At 38.1% G+C, this 15,325-nt stretch carries 19 protein-coding genes; 13 read left to right on the forward strand and 6 right to left on the reverse strand.

What is annotated here, in order from left to right; all coding sequences use genetic code 11:
* The first annotated feature begins 495 nt into the window (after positions 1-495).
* Both GO620_RS01650 and GO620_RS01655 read left to right on the forward strand, forming a co-directional pair.
* Positions 496-648, forward strand: coding sequence for a hypothetical protein (locus GO620_RS01650; RefSeq protein ID WP_157522856.1), 153 nt, complete (start codon positions 496-498; stop codon positions 646-648).
* A gap of 62 nt (positions 649-710) precedes the next feature.
* Positions 711-881: a hypothetical protein gene (locus GO620_RS01655; protein WP_198173473.1), complete on the forward strand. Its 171-nt coding sequence runs from the start codon at positions 711-713 to the stop codon at positions 879-881.
* 249 nt (positions 882-1,130) lie between these two features.
* On the opposite strand, the gene GO620_RS01660 is transcribed toward GO620_RS01655, so the two are convergent.
* The gene (locus GO620_RS01660) at positions 1,131-2,168 is read right to left on the reverse strand and encodes an acyltransferase family protein (protein WP_244139446.1); all 1,038 of its coding nucleotides are present in this window, start codon (positions 2,166-2,168) and stop codon (positions 1,131-1,133) included.
* A gap of 191 nt (positions 2,169-2,359) precedes the next feature.
* On the reverse strand, positions 2,360-2,560 hold the full coding sequence (locus GO620_RS17415) for a hypothetical protein (protein ID WP_157523484.1): 201 nt from the start codon (positions 2,558-2,560) through the stop codon (positions 2,360-2,362).
* 95 nt (positions 2,561-2,655) lie between these two features.
* Between GO620_RS17415 and GO620_RS01670 the strand changes: the two genes are divergently transcribed.
* Complete coding sequence (locus tag GO620_RS01670) at positions 2,656-2,883, forward strand: glycoside hydrolase family 97 C-terminal domain-containing protein (protein WP_244139447.1); 228 nt, start codon at positions 2,656-2,658, stop codon at positions 2,881-2,883.
* A gap of 238 nt (positions 2,884-3,121) precedes the next feature.
* Here GO620_RS01670 and GO620_RS01675 read toward each other — a convergent pair whose 3' ends face one another.
* A complete protein-coding gene (locus GO620_RS01675) occupies positions 3,122-3,385 on the reverse strand; it encodes a hypothetical protein (RefSeq protein ID WP_157522847.1) in 264 nt (87 codons plus the stop codon).
* Between the two features lie 248 nt (positions 3,386-3,633).
* Between GO620_RS01675 and GO620_RS01680 the strand changes: the two genes are divergently transcribed.
* On the forward strand, positions 3,634-4,221 hold the full coding sequence (locus GO620_RS01680; protein ID WP_157522844.1) for a histidine kinase dimerization/phospho-acceptor domain-containing protein: 588 nt from the start codon (positions 3,634-3,636) through the stop codon (positions 4,219-4,221).
* 135 nt (positions 4,222-4,356) lie between these two features.
* Here the strand turns inward: GO620_RS01680 and GO620_RS01685 are convergent, their stop codons facing one another.
* From GO620_RS01685 to GO620_RS01695, 3 genes are all read right to left on the reverse strand, one after another.
* Entirely contained in the window at positions 4,357-4,797 is a 441-nt protein-coding gene (locus GO620_RS01685) for a hypothetical protein (protein WP_157522841.1), read from the reverse strand.
* Complete coding sequence (locus tag GO620_RS01690; RefSeq protein ID WP_157522838.1) at positions 4,769-4,996, reverse strand: hypothetical protein; 228 nt, start codon at positions 4,994-4,996, stop codon at positions 4,769-4,771. Before GO620_RS01690 ends, GO620_RS01685 begins: the two co-directional genes overlap by 29 nt.
* A 177-nt stretch (positions 4,997-5,173) precedes the next feature.
* Complete coding sequence (locus GO620_RS01695; RefSeq protein ID WP_157522836.1) at positions 5,174-5,626, reverse strand: ferritin-like domain-containing protein; 453 nt, start codon at positions 5,624-5,626, stop codon at positions 5,174-5,176.
* A gap of 987 nt (positions 5,627-6,613) precedes the next feature.
* On the opposite strand from GO620_RS01695, the gene GO620_RS01700 reads away from it, so the two are divergent.
* Genes GO620_RS01700 through GO620_RS01740 form a run of 9 tightly spaced genes read left to right on the forward strand, consistent with a single transcriptional unit; the run spans position 6,614 to position 15,317 of the window.
* The gene (locus tag GO620_RS01700) at positions 6,614-7,696 is read left to right on the forward strand and encodes a GumC domain-containing protein (protein WP_157522834.1); all 1,083 of its coding nucleotides are present in this window, start codon (positions 6,614-6,616) and stop codon (positions 7,694-7,696) included.
* Between the two features lie 9 nt (positions 7,697-7,705).
* On the forward strand, positions 7,706-8,584 hold the full coding sequence (locus GO620_RS01705; RefSeq protein WP_157522831.1) for an ABC transporter permease: 879 nt from the start codon (positions 7,706-7,708) through the stop codon (positions 8,582-8,584).
* Between the two features lie 20 nt (positions 8,585-8,604).
* Positions 8,605-9,888, forward strand: coding sequence for an ABC transporter ATP-binding protein (locus tag GO620_RS01710; RefSeq protein WP_157522828.1), 1,284 nt, complete (start codon positions 8,605-8,607; stop codon positions 9,886-9,888).
* Positions 9,889-9,911: 23 nt separating this feature from the next.
* Positions 9,912-10,775, forward strand: coding sequence for a class I SAM-dependent methyltransferase (locus tag GO620_RS01715; protein WP_157522823.1), 864 nt, complete (start codon positions 9,912-9,914; stop codon positions 10,773-10,775).
* Positions 10,775-11,674, forward strand: a complete 900-nt coding sequence (locus tag GO620_RS01720; RefSeq protein ID WP_157522820.1) for a glycosyltransferase — start codon at positions 10,775-10,777, stop codon at positions 11,672-11,674. Before GO620_RS01715 ends, GO620_RS01720 begins: the two co-directional genes overlap by 1 nt.
* Positions 11,674-12,660 carry a glycosyltransferase family 8 protein gene (locus tag GO620_RS01725; RefSeq protein WP_157522817.1) on the forward strand — a complete coding sequence of 329 codons (987 nt, stop codon included), beginning with the start codon at positions 11,674-11,676 and terminating at the stop codon, positions 12,658-12,660. The genes GO620_RS01720 and GO620_RS01725 overlap by 1 nt, the downstream gene beginning before the upstream one ends.
* A complete protein-coding gene (locus GO620_RS01730) occupies positions 12,648-13,607 on the forward strand; it encodes a glycosyltransferase family 2 protein (RefSeq protein ID WP_198173472.1) in 960 nt (319 codons plus the stop codon). The genes GO620_RS01725 and GO620_RS01730 overlap by 13 nt, the downstream gene beginning before the upstream one ends.
* Positions 13,604-14,188, forward strand: a complete 585-nt coding sequence (locus GO620_RS01735; RefSeq protein ID WP_157522811.1) for an acyltransferase — start codon at positions 13,604-13,606, stop codon at positions 14,186-14,188. The genes GO620_RS01730 and GO620_RS01735 overlap by 4 nt, the downstream gene beginning before the upstream one ends.
* A complete protein-coding gene (locus GO620_RS01740) occupies positions 14,178-15,317 on the forward strand; it encodes a glycosyltransferase family 4 protein (RefSeq protein ID WP_157522808.1) in 1,140 nt (379 codons plus the stop codon). Before GO620_RS01735 ends, GO620_RS01740 begins: the two co-directional genes overlap by 11 nt.
* Positions 15,318-15,325 lie beyond the last annotated feature (8 nt).

Below are 15,325 nucleotides of genomic sequence, written 5' to 3' on the forward strand. Positions count from 1 at the left end.
ATGACGCTACTACTTTATGTAGAAATATTCTATACCCTAACGTATGATGTTAAGCGCTGAAATATACGATAATTGTATCACGTGTATTTACGCTCCACTGTGAATACTATAAATGTTAAACGGATCTTTTCAAGCACAAAATTAGATTTGAAAACTATATCGGCTTTAAACAGTTGTAGAACAGTCATCTTTCTGATAGGGGATGACATTGTGATAAGGTTTAGGTAAAGCCCCGAGCAGCGAGTGTAAGGGGCTTTAATTTTCGAGATTAAGTGATTAGCGCAACCATTAGCGTTTGATGTTTAAGCGAGTAAATAATGGAAATCATTTTAATTGAGCTTGTCCGACAACTTAGTTTAAGACGAACTGGCATCCCGTGTTGTGTCGGCACATCTATTATCATTAAAATGCCAGCACAACTTAGGCTCGGCTGGGCATGTCATTAATTTTATAAATCTTTCTAAATTTTAGCACGTTATTTGTAACAAGAAAGTTATGGATTACAATGATTACAAAAAGCAGCCAGTAGACAGAATCATAAAGCAGGTTGAATTTGTAAGGCAACAACTGGGCTACGCAAAAAAGAGAATTGCTGAAAATGCTTTAATGATCGAAAAATCGAAACAGTTCGTTTCTGGCAAACTTTAGACCCTGCCTGCTTAGCGTAAAACAAATCAGTGAAAATTCGGTTGTTATTGAAATTAAATATTATGAGAAAACTAATCACCATTATTGCGTTAGTGCTGTTTAGCTTTAGTTCAGTTTTTGCCCAACAGCACATGACCAAATCCGGCAAACCTGACAAACGTTACAATGAAAATAAACATTTAAAAAAAGATGGCACACCTGACATGCGGTATAGCACCAGCAAAAGGGAATGACCAAAAAGAAACCTTGAAAGGTGTAATAGTTAATTTGATATTAAGCCGAAACTGCCAGCCATAGTCGCTGGCATTTTACGTTAACAGCAATTGAGGTCATTATCACACAAACATTGTCGGTGATGTGGCACCAATGGAATAATGATAGTTATAATAAGAGGGTCAGATAAAAGAAATGTCACATTAACGGAGTAAATTCTGTGTTAATCAACGTCAAACTATTAAGATTTAAGAGAAGTAGCTTTACTATTAAATTATTCTTTTAACGCTCGGTATCAGACGGACCAGAATCGCCAATAAAATACTTCCGGCAACACCTATAGGCGCGGCGATCAAAAGTTTAAATCCGGGATCGGCTGACCATGGCCTTAAAAGAAGTGCTATAGAAATAAGGGCCAATGGGTGAAAGATATAAACAGCAAATGCATGTTGAGACAAAAATGAAACTGTCGGAGTGCTAAAATTCCAATGTTGTTTACCAAAGATCAGCATTGCGGAAATTATACAAAATCCAATACATTGTTCCCAGGCGGAATAAAGCAATGACAAGACGTTAAAGCCGCCTGAATACCAAACCATAGGAAGGTGAAAGCCGGTCTGTATTAAAAAGAATACCGGAAAAAAGCATAACAGAATCTTAATTGTCCTCCAAAATTGTTGAAAGTTATTTTCAGAAAATTGTTTCAGCCAATCATTTTTAGCAGCAATAATGCCCATGATAAATAGAAAAATGTATTGCGTAAAATGCCCTGGTTGAAAACCCAAGGGGTGTAATACCCAGCCGACCGGAAACGGTATCCTGATTATGAAACTGATAAGTCCAATAAGTAATGCGCTGCAAAGTATTACCTTAAGTTTGGGCACTGCAAACAGGCCTATCCGCATTTTGTCAAATGTTCGATGAAGGGCGACACATACAACCGTAAAAAGCAATAATGCAGCTACAAACCAAAGAACGCCAAAATCTATCCAGTCATGAAATCCCCCCAAAAATTGAAAGAACGACGCATGATTATTTTCGCCATAGCGATATATAAGAAAAATTAAAAAAGGTGAAAAAACAAACGAGTAAAAGATCAATGGTAATCCTAAACGTATTAACCGGTCGGTCAAAAACCTACGCCAGCCTTTGCGCTTAAGGGATGAGTAGGTAAACGCGGCGGAAATGAAAAAGAAAAAACCCATGAAAAACGATTGGTCCGTACTGACCAAAACTGTCATTGGTATGAGAGCGGCTTTGAGCATGGTCGGTTCTTTATAATACCAGCCGCCCGGAGCGCCATACATTACGCAGGTGTGATGTAGAATGACCAGTATCGTCAGGATGATCCGGATGTTGTCGATGTAAAAAAGTTTACCTTCATTACCGACAATCTTGGTTGATGGGTAAGCCGATGTATTCATAATGCTGTGATTTTTTCGCCTGTTCAGATGGTATCAGAACGACGATGTAAACCTAAGGGATTCGAATAGATGTTTTAATCCGTTGTGACCAATCGCAAGGATTTGTGACGGGCTGCAATTAAATTGACGTTGCGGTTGCTAAGCTCTTTACACTGCTCTTTAAACTGAGATATCCGTGTCCTGGAGACAGGGACATGCTCGCCGAAGTTGTGAAGCAATAGAATCTGCTTTTGAATGTTACCTGATACCTTTTTTATTTGGAAAAGATTGACCAGGTATGCCCTGTGACATCTGAAAAGATAAGGAACGTCTGCAACCTGTGCTTTATACGCGGCCGATGGTTATGGGCACTCGCTGCCCTATGTTAGCCATGTACATTGTACTAGAGAGCGCTCTAGGCATGATATGTGATGCGCCAGAGGCATATCTTGGTCAGCCTGGATTTGAATCCCTGAAAAGAGTTCCTGCCACCTGGGATGAAACCCGAGTCATCGTCGCCGTGCCGGGAAAGTATATTACTATCGCGCGACGTAAAGGGTTTGATTGGTATATTGGAGCAATAACAAACAGTGAAGGACGTAATTTAACCTTAATTTAAATATTTTAGGGATAGACAATTATCAGGCGGAAATATATTCAGATGCATCAGATGCAGATATTAATGCTAATCATCTTAAAAAATAGACAATAGTGTTAAAGAAAGATGTGCCGATAAAATTGAGGTTAGCCAGCGGTGGAGGGGCTGTTATTCATCTTAGTAAACTTTAGAGATGAGGATCTTTTTAAAGGTTGCGCCGGCTAAACTGAAACGCGTATTGTAATCAAAAAAGTTTTCTTTAAATAACGCTTAAGTTTTCAAGTAACGATCTTATTTTAATTTCCAATTCTTTCGGGCAATTCCCAACAGTGACCTGTGCAGTCTTGAAATCATATTTGACCGTCCCACCGTGGGCCTGCACGTCCGTGAATAAATAACTAAGCTTTTTTTCTACCGAACTATGAATTGAAACGCGAAGGGTATCTCCCAATTTTGCCGTATCGTATCCCTCAACCTTTTGAATATTCACAGTAAATTTTAAGGTGATGATTTTATTTCCCATGTCGTTAATATAAACTAATCAATCAAACACGCATTATAACTTAAAACCTGCATTAGCAATAAGAAAGAACAAGTGGTTTATTATACAGAAAGACAAGCAAAATAGTTCAGCATAAACTCACGTTAAAGTGATACATCAATATTTTCCATTATCGAGAACCAAACACATTGGTTGTAATAAATATTGGACAGACCAACTGTCAAACGACGATAAATTTCTTTGTTTAAGTATCTTTAAAAAAAGTAGTTATGACCCTACCTGACAACTTCCTGCACATTGCAGAATTTTTAAAATCATCAAATACTTTTTATACAATTGCTATAGGCATGGATAGTACCTACGGCTATGTAAGTAAAAGCTACGATGTTAATTTCAGCACTACATCCAATACGCTAGCTGGTCAACATTTTTCTGTTACGCTTCATCCAGATGACATCGCCATTTGTGAGAAAGGCGGGGCAGCATGTTTTAATGATCCAGATAAGTTGATAAGCGTAACCCTTCGAAAGCATGACGGCCGGGGCGGCTATATTGTTACCCAATGGGATATGCAGGCTATGTTTGACAAAGATGGCTCACCGCTGGGCATTTTTTGTTTAGGATATAATATCACAGATTTTGTGGAGTCTCAAGATAACTTGAAAGACGCAAATCTCAAATTGGATGAAATTCACTATATTCAATCGCATGAAGTGCGCAAACCATTAGCAAATATTATGGGCCTAACCGAAATGTTGCTAAGCACTAACGAACCGCAGGATACGGCTACTATTTTGCCAAAGTTAGCACAAGCAACAAAAGAACTTGACGCTATCGTCCATAGATTATCCAACTAGGCGTTTCACAATAACCCTTACTTGCTAATTGTGTTTTTAAGTAGTTCCCCCATGTATACCTTAGTATCCGAATTGATGAGCATAACGTTAAATGCTAGATCAGGAAAAAAAACCAGTGTAGCAGCTGTAATAGTCCTAATAAAATGCGATTCCTAACGTTTCTTTATCAGTAGAAATAACTTTAACAGCAACTATATCAGATGCTTTGACGCGTCTTGCGACATTGATATATTTTTGAGCCTGGTTGGAATACTTGTCGTCAGGGACTTCCAAATAGAGCCACCCGTCTTTTTTTAAATCTGCAGATAACACGGTTAAATCTTCATTTGCGTTATTGATAACAATAGAAGAGTTTAACTCTATTGCATTATTAATTATTGGAGGTTTATCGGTAGGCTCAATAGGATGCATAGCTAAGAAAACGAAGCATATCATTGCAATAAGGAATATTAGTATCAATGTCGTTCCCCCAAAAGAGGCGTTAATATTGAATGTTCTTTCCGGTTGCAGTGGGTAATAATGATTATGAGCTATCACAATTAAAACTTTACGCAGCGGAAGCGCTGATTTGTACACCTATCCAATAAATTTGCTCTTCGGTTAACTGCGTCGGAATTTTACTTCCCCAAACCTGTAAACCATTTATTTCACCCCAGCACGCTAGCTTGGCAATCATTTGCAAATGATCAAACACTTTCCATTCATTGGGATTTGAGTCTTCGCGCACAACATCAAAAGGAATAATGTCATCGCCAACTTTACATAACACTTGCATAATTTACTTTTTCATAGAAGCGATAAGCAAATTATGCGCCAATTATTTCATTTGTAGAAATATTATTAATTTAAAAATCAATTAAGTCGCAAAATTCAATCGAATATTGCTTAGGCCGCAATAGTGCATAAAAAAAGCGGCCAAAGCCGCTTTAATAAATAAGGTAATCTTACTATACTATTTCGACGCGTCTCTTAACGCTTTGATAGTGTCATGGCCGCGGTTAATGCCTTGAGATTGGGTTGCAACAACATTATAAGCTTCTCCACTTAAACTGCCATCTGTCAACGCGTCTTTATAAGCTTTTTTTATAGCATCTTCACCGCGCTCTGCTTCGTTTAATATTCCTTCCCGACCATTGTCGCCGAATAAAGATTTCACGTCTATCCACGCGCGGTGCAATGTTCCGGAGATGCTGTTTCCTGTTTCAACTTCACCAGCATTAGCTCCTACAAGTGCTGCAAGCTCTTGGCTGTACTTCCGACTTTGCGATGCAAATTCTTCAAATACGGCTTTGAGATCAATATTCTCATCTTTAATGTCACCCAAAGCTTTTTCAAAGCCGGCTACGCGGTCATTGTTAATTTCAATTAACCCGTTTAACAAGGTTGTTTTTTCGGTCGATTCCATATGGTCATTTTTGAGCTAAAGAACATCATATTGTGAAATAAGTGTTAATTCAAAGTCAGTCTGATAATAATACCCTTTTTAAAAATCGCAGAACTTGTTTTTTATGTAGAATATAATGATGTATTTGTTCCAATTATAATTAAGTGTCTTCCTTGATCTGAATTATATTGCCTACGTTATAAAAAAACGCATTAAAAGTGTTGCAGGCTCTTGTTCATGATCGTCAATTCGCACCGTTTTACAAAAATGGATACCAAAGCACTTGGTACGAACTAATGGTCGTCCACTATAGATGTGTTTGTCAAGTTATTAGTGGCCGCTTTACTTATAAAATAAATAGTTGTTGCCGGCTTGTTTACTATCACCCCTCAACTTGGTTTTAATTATTGGATTTTTTTTTTCAATTTTGTGTTTTGTTATTTCGCCGCGCGCTTTTATTTCCGCTTTGTACGCGCAATAGTCGCACTAGTTTGCTGGTTATAGGTGTGCTCTGTGGTTAACCTTGTTTTTTGAAATTATGCACATAATATGCAAATAAAATAGCAATTTAATTTTGCCATAAGTGTATTAGTGTGGATAAAGGTTTTATATCATAGCCATTTGATGCAAATAAATTGTTGATTGTATTATCTGATGTTTACGATAAAGGATAATGCATTGTATTAGAATAGAATATTGCAGAATAAGATATTAAAAAGTTATAATTAACATATTTATCATGAAAAAAAGACATTACAGTAATAGGAGCGCCTATTGTAGTTTTGGATTCAGTAAAAAGTCGTCTAGGACATGAAACTACAGATGAAGGTAAAGGGATCGACGAGGCTCAAGGTATAAGGGCTGGCATAGGGTTATCAATACTAAAACGACAAAGTAACGAAACTTATTGGCAGAATTGTATTAAAGCTGCCGTCAAAAGAGGCACATCTTGAGATCGCTATTCCGCTATCTATTAAAATACCCCATTTTTTTAAATAAAACATAACATTGGCCGAAGAAAATTTTAATAAACCCGTATATATTGATCCCTATCCATCTCAGGAACTTTCTCTAAAAAAAGGTTTGCTTAGGATAGCGGAGCTTCACAGGCATCTTTTATCTAAATGGCTGACAATAATTTTGTTTACGCTATTGGGCGGGGTATTGGGCATATGTTATTCTTTTTCCAAGCAAACGATATACGTTGCAAGGTGCCGCTTTATATTGGATGAAAGCGGCGGAAATTATGGCCAATATGCCGGGATTGCATCTATGATAGGTATTGATTTGGGCGGTAACTCAGGCGGCCTTTTTCAGGGTGACAATATACTGGAGCTGTACAGGTCAAGGCCCATGTTGCTCAAAACGTTACTCACAACGGGTATTTTTTCAGGTACAAAAGAATTATTTATAGACAGGTATATCGAAATAAATGACCTGCGCAATAAATGGAAAGAAAACAAAACCCTGCAACATATCAGTTTTAAAGACACATCACGGACAAGGGAAAAGGATAGCGTTCTTACACAGATAGTTGGCGAGATTGATAGAAAATATTTTTCTGTGGGCCGTCCAGACCGTAAAACCGGAATTATAGCGGTAGAAATGAAATCTAAAGACGAAGTTTTTGCCAAAACGTTCTGTGACCAAATCGTGAAAAATGTAAACGATTTTTACATCGCTTCTAAAACAACAAAATCTCTGCAAACTCTTACTACTTTACAGCATCAGGCAGATTCTATTAGACGGGGTTTCAATTCAACTATAGCAAGAATTGCTTCAAACACCGATGCAAACGTAAATATTAACCTGTCGCGGCAGGTGCTAAGGGTACCATCTCAGTTAAAACAGGTTGACGCGGAAACCTCAAGGGGAATTATGGCCGATCTAGTGAAAAACATCGAGCTTACCAAGATATCTCTTAAAAGAGAAACGCCTCTTATACAGCTTGTAGATTGGCCAGTGTACCCCTTAGAACGGCTCGAACTGTCCTGGTATAAAGCGTTTATAGAGGTTGCAATGCTTTTTCTATTCCTTACCATATCATTTTTATTAGGAAGAAAGATACTTAAAGATATTCTGGCTTCCTGACTATCTATTATGAACATTACTGATCAAAAGAGTATTTTAGAAACAGAAGGTGATTACTGGAATATCCGGATAGTCCCGCATGGCAATATTTTAGACTTAAATCTTGCTGATGTTTGGAATTACCGTGACTTGTTTTGGCTATTTATAAAACGCGATTTTATATCGTTTTATAAGCAGACCGTTTTAGGCCCCATCTGGTTTTTTATTCAGCCCGTTTTTACAACTATAGTTTACACCTTTATTTTCGGAAATCTTGCGGGATTGTCTACAGACGGGCTGCCAAAACCACTATTTTACATAGCTGGTATCGCCTGGTGGAATTACTTTGCCGATTGTTTGAACAAAACGTCTACGGTTTTTCGGGACAACTCGCACATTTTCGGAAAGGTATACTTTCCAAGGCTAATTATGCCGCTTAGCATTGTCTGCAGTAACCTTATCAAATTCGGTATACAGTTAGGGGTATTATTTCTACTGACGGGTTGGTATGTATTAAAAGGCTATCAATTCCATTTGAATGCTATCGCTCTCCTGTTTCCAATACTTATACTTTTATTGGCACTGGTCGGCTTAGGTCTGGGCCTTTTGGTTTCAGCGTTAACTACAAAATATCGCGACCTTATTTACTTGGTAACCTTTGGAACACAGCTGTTGATGTATACCACCACTGTAGTATATCCTCTCTCAGCTGTACCACTTAAATACAAAAATTTCGTAGCCTATAACCCCCTAACTCCAATTATAGAGACTTTCAGGTATGGCTTTACAGGGATTGGCACATTTTCATGGGCATCATTGGGTATAAGTGCTTTGATAATTTGTTTAATCACTATTGCCGGGGTGATAGTTTTTAATAAAGTTGAACGCAATTACATTGATACTGTATAATTTTAATAAAGAATTAAAATATGTCAACTGTAATTAAGATTGAAAATGTTTCTAAAGCATACCGACTTGGAGAGATTAATACAGGCACGCTCTCAAGCGACCTCCATCGCTGGTGGAGCAGAGCACGCGGCAAAGAAGACCCCTATTTAAAAATCGGTGAAAGCAAGGGCAGCAATGATGTCGTTTGGAGCCTGAGAGATATCAATTTAGAAATTGAAAAGGGTGAAGCAGTCGGGATCATTGGCCGTAATGGGGCCGGAAAAAGTACCTTATTAAAAATATTAAGCCGCGTAACTACCCCAACCAGTGGCACAGTAAAGGCCCATGGACGTATTGCAAGTTTATTGGAAGTAGGTACAGGCTTTCACCCTGATCTTACAGGCCGCGAAAACATTTTTTTGAACGGTGCTATCTTGGGGATGCGAAAAAGAGAAATTGAACTTAGATTTGATGCAATTGTCGACTTTTCCGGCGTTGAGAGGTATATAGATACCCCAGTAAAACGCTACAGCAGCGGTATGTATGTTCGGTTGGCTTTTGCGGTTGCCGCGCACTTGGAGTCAGAGATCTTAATTGTAGACGAAGTTTTAGCCGTCGGAGACGCAGAGTTTCAAAAAAAGTGCCTTGGAAAAATGGGCGAAGTGGTAAATGGGGAAGGCAGAACCATTTTATTTGTAAGTCACAATATGGACGCAATTTCAAGGTTGTGCTCTAGTTGTATTTTTTTGAAAAAAGGCAGTATGATAGAGAAAGCCTCAACTAATAAAGTTATCAGCAGTTATTTAAGCTCAGAAACTAAAGCCAATTCATTTATAACGTATGATCATGACCTCAGTGCTCCAGGAGACGATTTTATAAAACTACGGAAAGCTGAAGCAATAGACGTCACGGGTTTAAATAAAACAAATTTTAGCCTCGGTGAAAAGATCGGTATCCACATCGTTTTTCAAATATACAGAAAGATGCGAGCTGCTATACTCGGACTTAATTTGTATAACAAATTTGATGTACATATACTAAGCTCGCACGACTTAGTGAACGGCGTGAGCGATTATGAGCCTGGTATTTATGAAAGCGTGGTGTGGCTCCCTGCCAATTTTATGGCTGAAGGATTACACTACTGCGGTGTTGCCGCGATGTCTGTCAACCCGTTTACTATTCACTTTAATGACATAAATAAATTTGTTTTTAATGTTATCGACGACCTGCATGACCAGAATATACGGAAACATTACGGCGGCGACATACCGGGAGTAGTCCGGCCTATGTTGGAGTGGAATGTGATTAATAAGTTGACTTATTAAAAAGAAAACTAAATAATGATGATATGGAAGAAGTATGGACAGGGGAACGGCTTGAAACCTTCATCTCAAATGAGACAACTATAGAACACCTGCATAGATACGGCCTTGCTTTAATGATTTGCGTAAACAAAGATGTTCTGGATATTGCCTCTGGTGAAGGATATGGCAGCAACTTGTTATCAGGGGTTGCCCAAAGCGTAACGGGTGTTGACATATCCGGCGAAGCTGTTACGGCGGCGGCCAAAAAATATTTAAAAAGCAATCTTAAATTTAAGCAAGGCTCGGCAGCACTAATTCCGTTAGCCGACGCCTCCATCGATGTAGTTGTAAGTTTTGAAACCATTGAGCACCATGATCAACATCAGGAAATGATTGCAGAAATTAAACGCGTTCTTAAGCCAAGCGGAGTGCTGCTCATGTCGTCCCCGGATAAGAAATATTATAGCGATATGCCCGGGTATAACAATCCTTACCATGTAAAGGAATTGTACTTCGAACAGTTTAAGGCGTTGATCAATGCCAATTTTAGTTTTTCCAGTTTTTTATCACAAAAAATTGTGACCGGCTCGCTTATAATCCCCGAGCATCCGGCATCCGGTTTTGATCAGTTGGATGGAGATTACAACACCATACTACGTGAACCTGGATTCAATGCTGTCTATAATTTGTGCCTTGCATCCGATAAAGAACTAGCAAATGTATTCCCGGTGAGCCTATTTGACGGATCAGCGATTAATAGAATACTAGTAAGTACTGCTGTAAAAAATGCCGCAGATCACGCTACAAAGCAAACTGAGCAAAGGTTCAAAACGTCAGGAAGTTATAAGATCGGACGAATGCTGTCAGCACCATTAAGGTTGTTCAGGAGTGAATTAAAATCGGAATAGTGGTATCGGTCATAATCCCAAATTATAATCATGCTGACTTTTTAAGGCAGCGTATCAATTCTGTAGTATCGCAAACTTATCTGGATATTGAAGTGATCGTTCTGGATGATGCATCTGTTGATGGCAGTAGGGAAATTATTGAAGAATATAGGCGAAATCCCAAAATCCGAAACATCATTTACAACGATGCCAATAGTGGTTCAACATTTAAGCAATGGGAAAACGGGGTTTCGTTAAGCAATGGCCAATATATTTGGATTGCTGAAAGCGATGATTATTGCAAAGAGAATTTTTTGGAAGAGGCGGTGATGCATTTAAAAAGTGCAAATACAACCCTGCATTACTGTGAATCACAATTAGTTGACGAGCGAGGTGATGTTTTAGAACAGTCGCTTGAGTGGCCTAAGGCTATTACCACAATTGATTGGAAATCATCGTTCAAAATGAGCGGTAGCGCTTTTATTAAGATGGCTTTGCGTTACAGAAATGTAATACCTAATGCAAGCGCTGTGGTATTTAAGAAATGTGTGTTCGACTTTGCAGGGTTAGAAAAATACAAAAGCACAGGCGACTGGCTTTTTTGGATTAGAATATTGTTAAAAGGAGATATAAGTTTTTCGCCACAAATTTTAAATAGTTTCAGGAGCCATAAAAATACCACGCGCGGGGTAACAGAACGACATAAAATCCTGCTTCGCTTTTTTGAAGAGGTTTCAGTTCGCTATGAGTTATGTTCAGTGTACCATGTTGGCGATAATGCAGAATTACAACGGTTTCTAAACGCCACTATTGACGTTTGTCATTTATTTGATCTGGTGCGTTTCGCAAAATTTTGCTCAAAATTTAATTTGCCCTATTGGTTCTTACTAAAGTTTTTAAAGAGGAAGATATTAAAATAATGAGTGTTGAAGTTGAAGCACATCTTGGTTTAAACGGCGTAAGGGCAAATGTAAAAGAGCTGCATATCGCCTTAGGGTTTGACAAGAACTACATGGTTTTTATATACCCTATGCTGGCCTCTGTTTTCGAAAATAACCGTGGAGAAAAATTGGTTTTTCATGCCATAGTTAATGGGATTGATGACGCCGACCGAACAGCTCTTCATGACTATATAACGTTACACAGCGCGGAGATATTGTTTTACAAGCTGAATAACGAGGCATTGAGTAAAAAGTTGATTTTTCCAGTTGGCACACATTTCAACATAGCTACCTATTACAGACTTTTCTTTCCTTCACTGGTACGGTCAAGAACAAGGAGATTACTGTATTTGGATGTGGATTTAGTGGTTTTAGGAAATTTGAGGCAATTTTATGAAAAAGATATCGGCGAGCATGCGGTCGCTGCCATATCGGACTCTTTTGTAAAGAAATGTGAGCGGCTAGGTGTTATGAATGAGGACGGTTATTTTAATGCCGGGGTAATGCTTATTGACCTTGATAATTGGGAAAAGCAATGTATTTCTGAAAAGGCGCTAAGTTTTATCGAAGATTATCCTGAAAAGATTAAGTTCTGCGACCAAGATGCACTAAACGCTGTATTGGCAAACAATTGGTTAAAACTAAGCAATAAATACAACTTTACTCAGTTTTTTGTAGAATTGCAAATACCTTCTAAGATACTTGTTAAAGACGTGCTAATAGTGCATTTTACATCTGCTAACAAGCCTTGGAACGCGCTTGCGCGCAACAAGCTACGTTATCTTTATCAACACTACTTGTCGTTATCTCCCAAACGTAATGTAAAAAGATACGTCGATTTTAAATGGAACCTGCGGTTTATCCGAACCTACTTACGCATTAGGATCAAAGAATTTTATTTTGATCACAAGATCGATAAAGTGATACCTTTTAAAAATTGGAAAAAGTCGCCATGGGATTATTGAATATTTTAGAGGAGCCGGTGGTGTCTGTTATTATGCCGGTGTTTAATGCAGAAGAGTATTTGCCATTTTCGATAAAATCTGTTATTAATCAAACCTTTAAAAATTGGGAACTTATTGTTGTAGATGATGGGTCGACAGATAATTCATCAAAGATAATTGCCAAATTCGCCCAAGAAGATAAGAGGATCGTTTATATTTATCAGCATAACAGGAAACAAGCCGCAGCCCGAAACCATGCTCTTGATAAGGCCAAAGGAAATTTTATCGCTTTTTTAGACGCAGATGATTATTGGTTCCCTGAAAAGCTAACAAGGCAACTTAACCTTTTGAATTCTTCTGACGCAGATATTTGTTATTCTGGGGGCGATATTATCGACGCTAAGGGTAAGTTTTTAACAAAGTACCCTACCTTTTTCGGGAAGTTTTCGGGTTTAGAAATGTATAAAAGAATGTATAAGTACAATCCCATTCCCATAATGGCCGTGGTAATGAAAAAAAGCCTCGTTTACAAGGTCGGTTTACAGGACGAAACGGAAGAAATTCACGGGTGCGAAGACCTGGACTATTGGCTCCGCATAGCTTACACTAACGCCAGGTTCTTGGGTATAGATGAAAAATTATTTCTGTACCGTATAAATCCGAAAGGTACCAGTAGGGGCGTTCTTAAAATGAAAATGGCAGAATGCACTGCCCTATATAAAAATTTAGATTACAAGCAATTTGACCACTACACGAGAAAGGGGATGCAGGTCCACTTTCTCGATCTGATAAGAGATATTATCCCCGAATTGGCTGCCTTACGACGATATAACGAGATCCCTTTTTATTTTAGGTTATTATATCAAATAACAGGTTTTAGCAGATATTGTATCGCAGCATTACTCTACAAATTTTTGCCGTTCAAAACCAACAAAGGATTAGGCTATTTTTTAAATCCGGGTATATGAGCAAATATAAAAAAGAGATCAAGGCTTGGATATTAAGAGTTTTAAAGCGTTATACACAACAAAAAGTATTTGAAAAGTTAAAAAACGGAAATGTAATACTCGCGCCGGGATTGCTGATAGACGACTATTTTAATATTGAATTACCCGCCGAGACTTACTCATTAAACATAGGCTCGGATGTTATTTTTCGCAAATTCTGCAGTATTGCCATACATCAACATGGTAGTCTAATAATCGGTAACAAAGTATTTTTTAACAACTATTGTTCTGTTAGTTGTTTAGGGGAAATTAAAATTGGTGAAAATACGTTATTGGGAGAGGGTGTCAAACTTTACGACCATAATCATGAGTATCATTATCAAAATAATAATTTAACTATAGAGCGGGAAAAGTTTAAAAAGGGGTTTATCAAGATCGGTAAAAATTGCTGGATAGGCAGTAATGTTACCATATTAAATAACGTTGAAATTGGTGACAATGTAATAATTGGTGCGAATACGCTCGTCTATAAATCTATTCCTCCAAGTGTTATAGTAAGATCGCAAGCTGATCTTTTAATTACTGCACTAAATGAAAAGTGATAATAAAATTGTGTACGTAACCACAAACGAAAGTTGGGGTGGAAGTGAAGAACTCTGGTCAAGATCTGCAAAGGGGTTTATTGAGAAAGGTTATCAGGTTGTGTACGCTTCAAAGTACAAACATAATAATATTACGCAGCTTAATGGCACTCATTATTTGTTTAAGGACCGGTTTAAAACATCATTGATAAAGCGTGCTTTGAATAAGCTCTTACCAGATTGCTTTAAAGTTGAGGATGTTATCGCTGAAATGTTGAAAAAGGAAAAACCCGTGTTAGTTATTTTATCGCAGGGTAATAACATTGATAAGGATGATATAATGAAATGCTGCCGAGACTTAAAGATACCGTATGTAACTATGACGCAACTAGTAACAGAGTTTCATTTCTTATCCATTACGGCCGAGAACCTTTCTAAGCTACAGGATGATTATTTGTTCGCTGCAGCCAATTATTTCGTTTCAGAAAAAAATCTAAGACTTAATAATTTGATGTTGGCATTACAGCCCACCAATGCTGAAATTATTAATAGCCCTTTAATTATTAAGAGAGAGGAAATTCCGGTTTATCCGTTAACAAGCGAGGTTTTTAAAATTGGATTGATAGGCCGTATTGAATGTTTTCACAAAGGTTACGATCTTTTATTGCAGCTTGCGGCGATGGAAAAATGGAAATCCAGACCTGTTGAATTTAACGTTTATGGCGACGGCCCCCACACCAATGTTTTAGCGGAGAATATTGCCCTGCTTGGTATTAGCAACGTAAAGTTAAAAGGTTATAAAAAAAGCATCGAGATATGGGCGGATAACCATATACTTTTTATGCCTTCGCGTATGGAAGGCATGTCATTGGCCTTGATAGAAGCCATGTACTGTAAACGCGCGGCAGTAGTAACTGATGTTGGAGATGCTGCGAGATTGATAAAGAACGATTTTAATGGATTTGTTGCTGAAACCGCCTCTGTTGCTTCGCTTGATCATGCGCTCGAAAATGGCTGGCAGCAAAGGCATCGGTGGCGGCAAATGGGCGAAAACGCATCTTCTTATCTTACAGAAAATTATGATGCCGTAAATGCTGCAGAGCATTTTAATAACAAAATTCTGCACCTATTAAACAATGTTATTAATTAGGACGAATT

It is taken from the genome of Mucilaginibacter ginkgonis (assembly GCF_009754905.2).
Lineage (GTDB): Bacteria > Bacteroidota > Bacteroidia > Sphingobacteriales > Sphingobacteriaceae > Mucilaginibacter > Mucilaginibacter ginkgonis.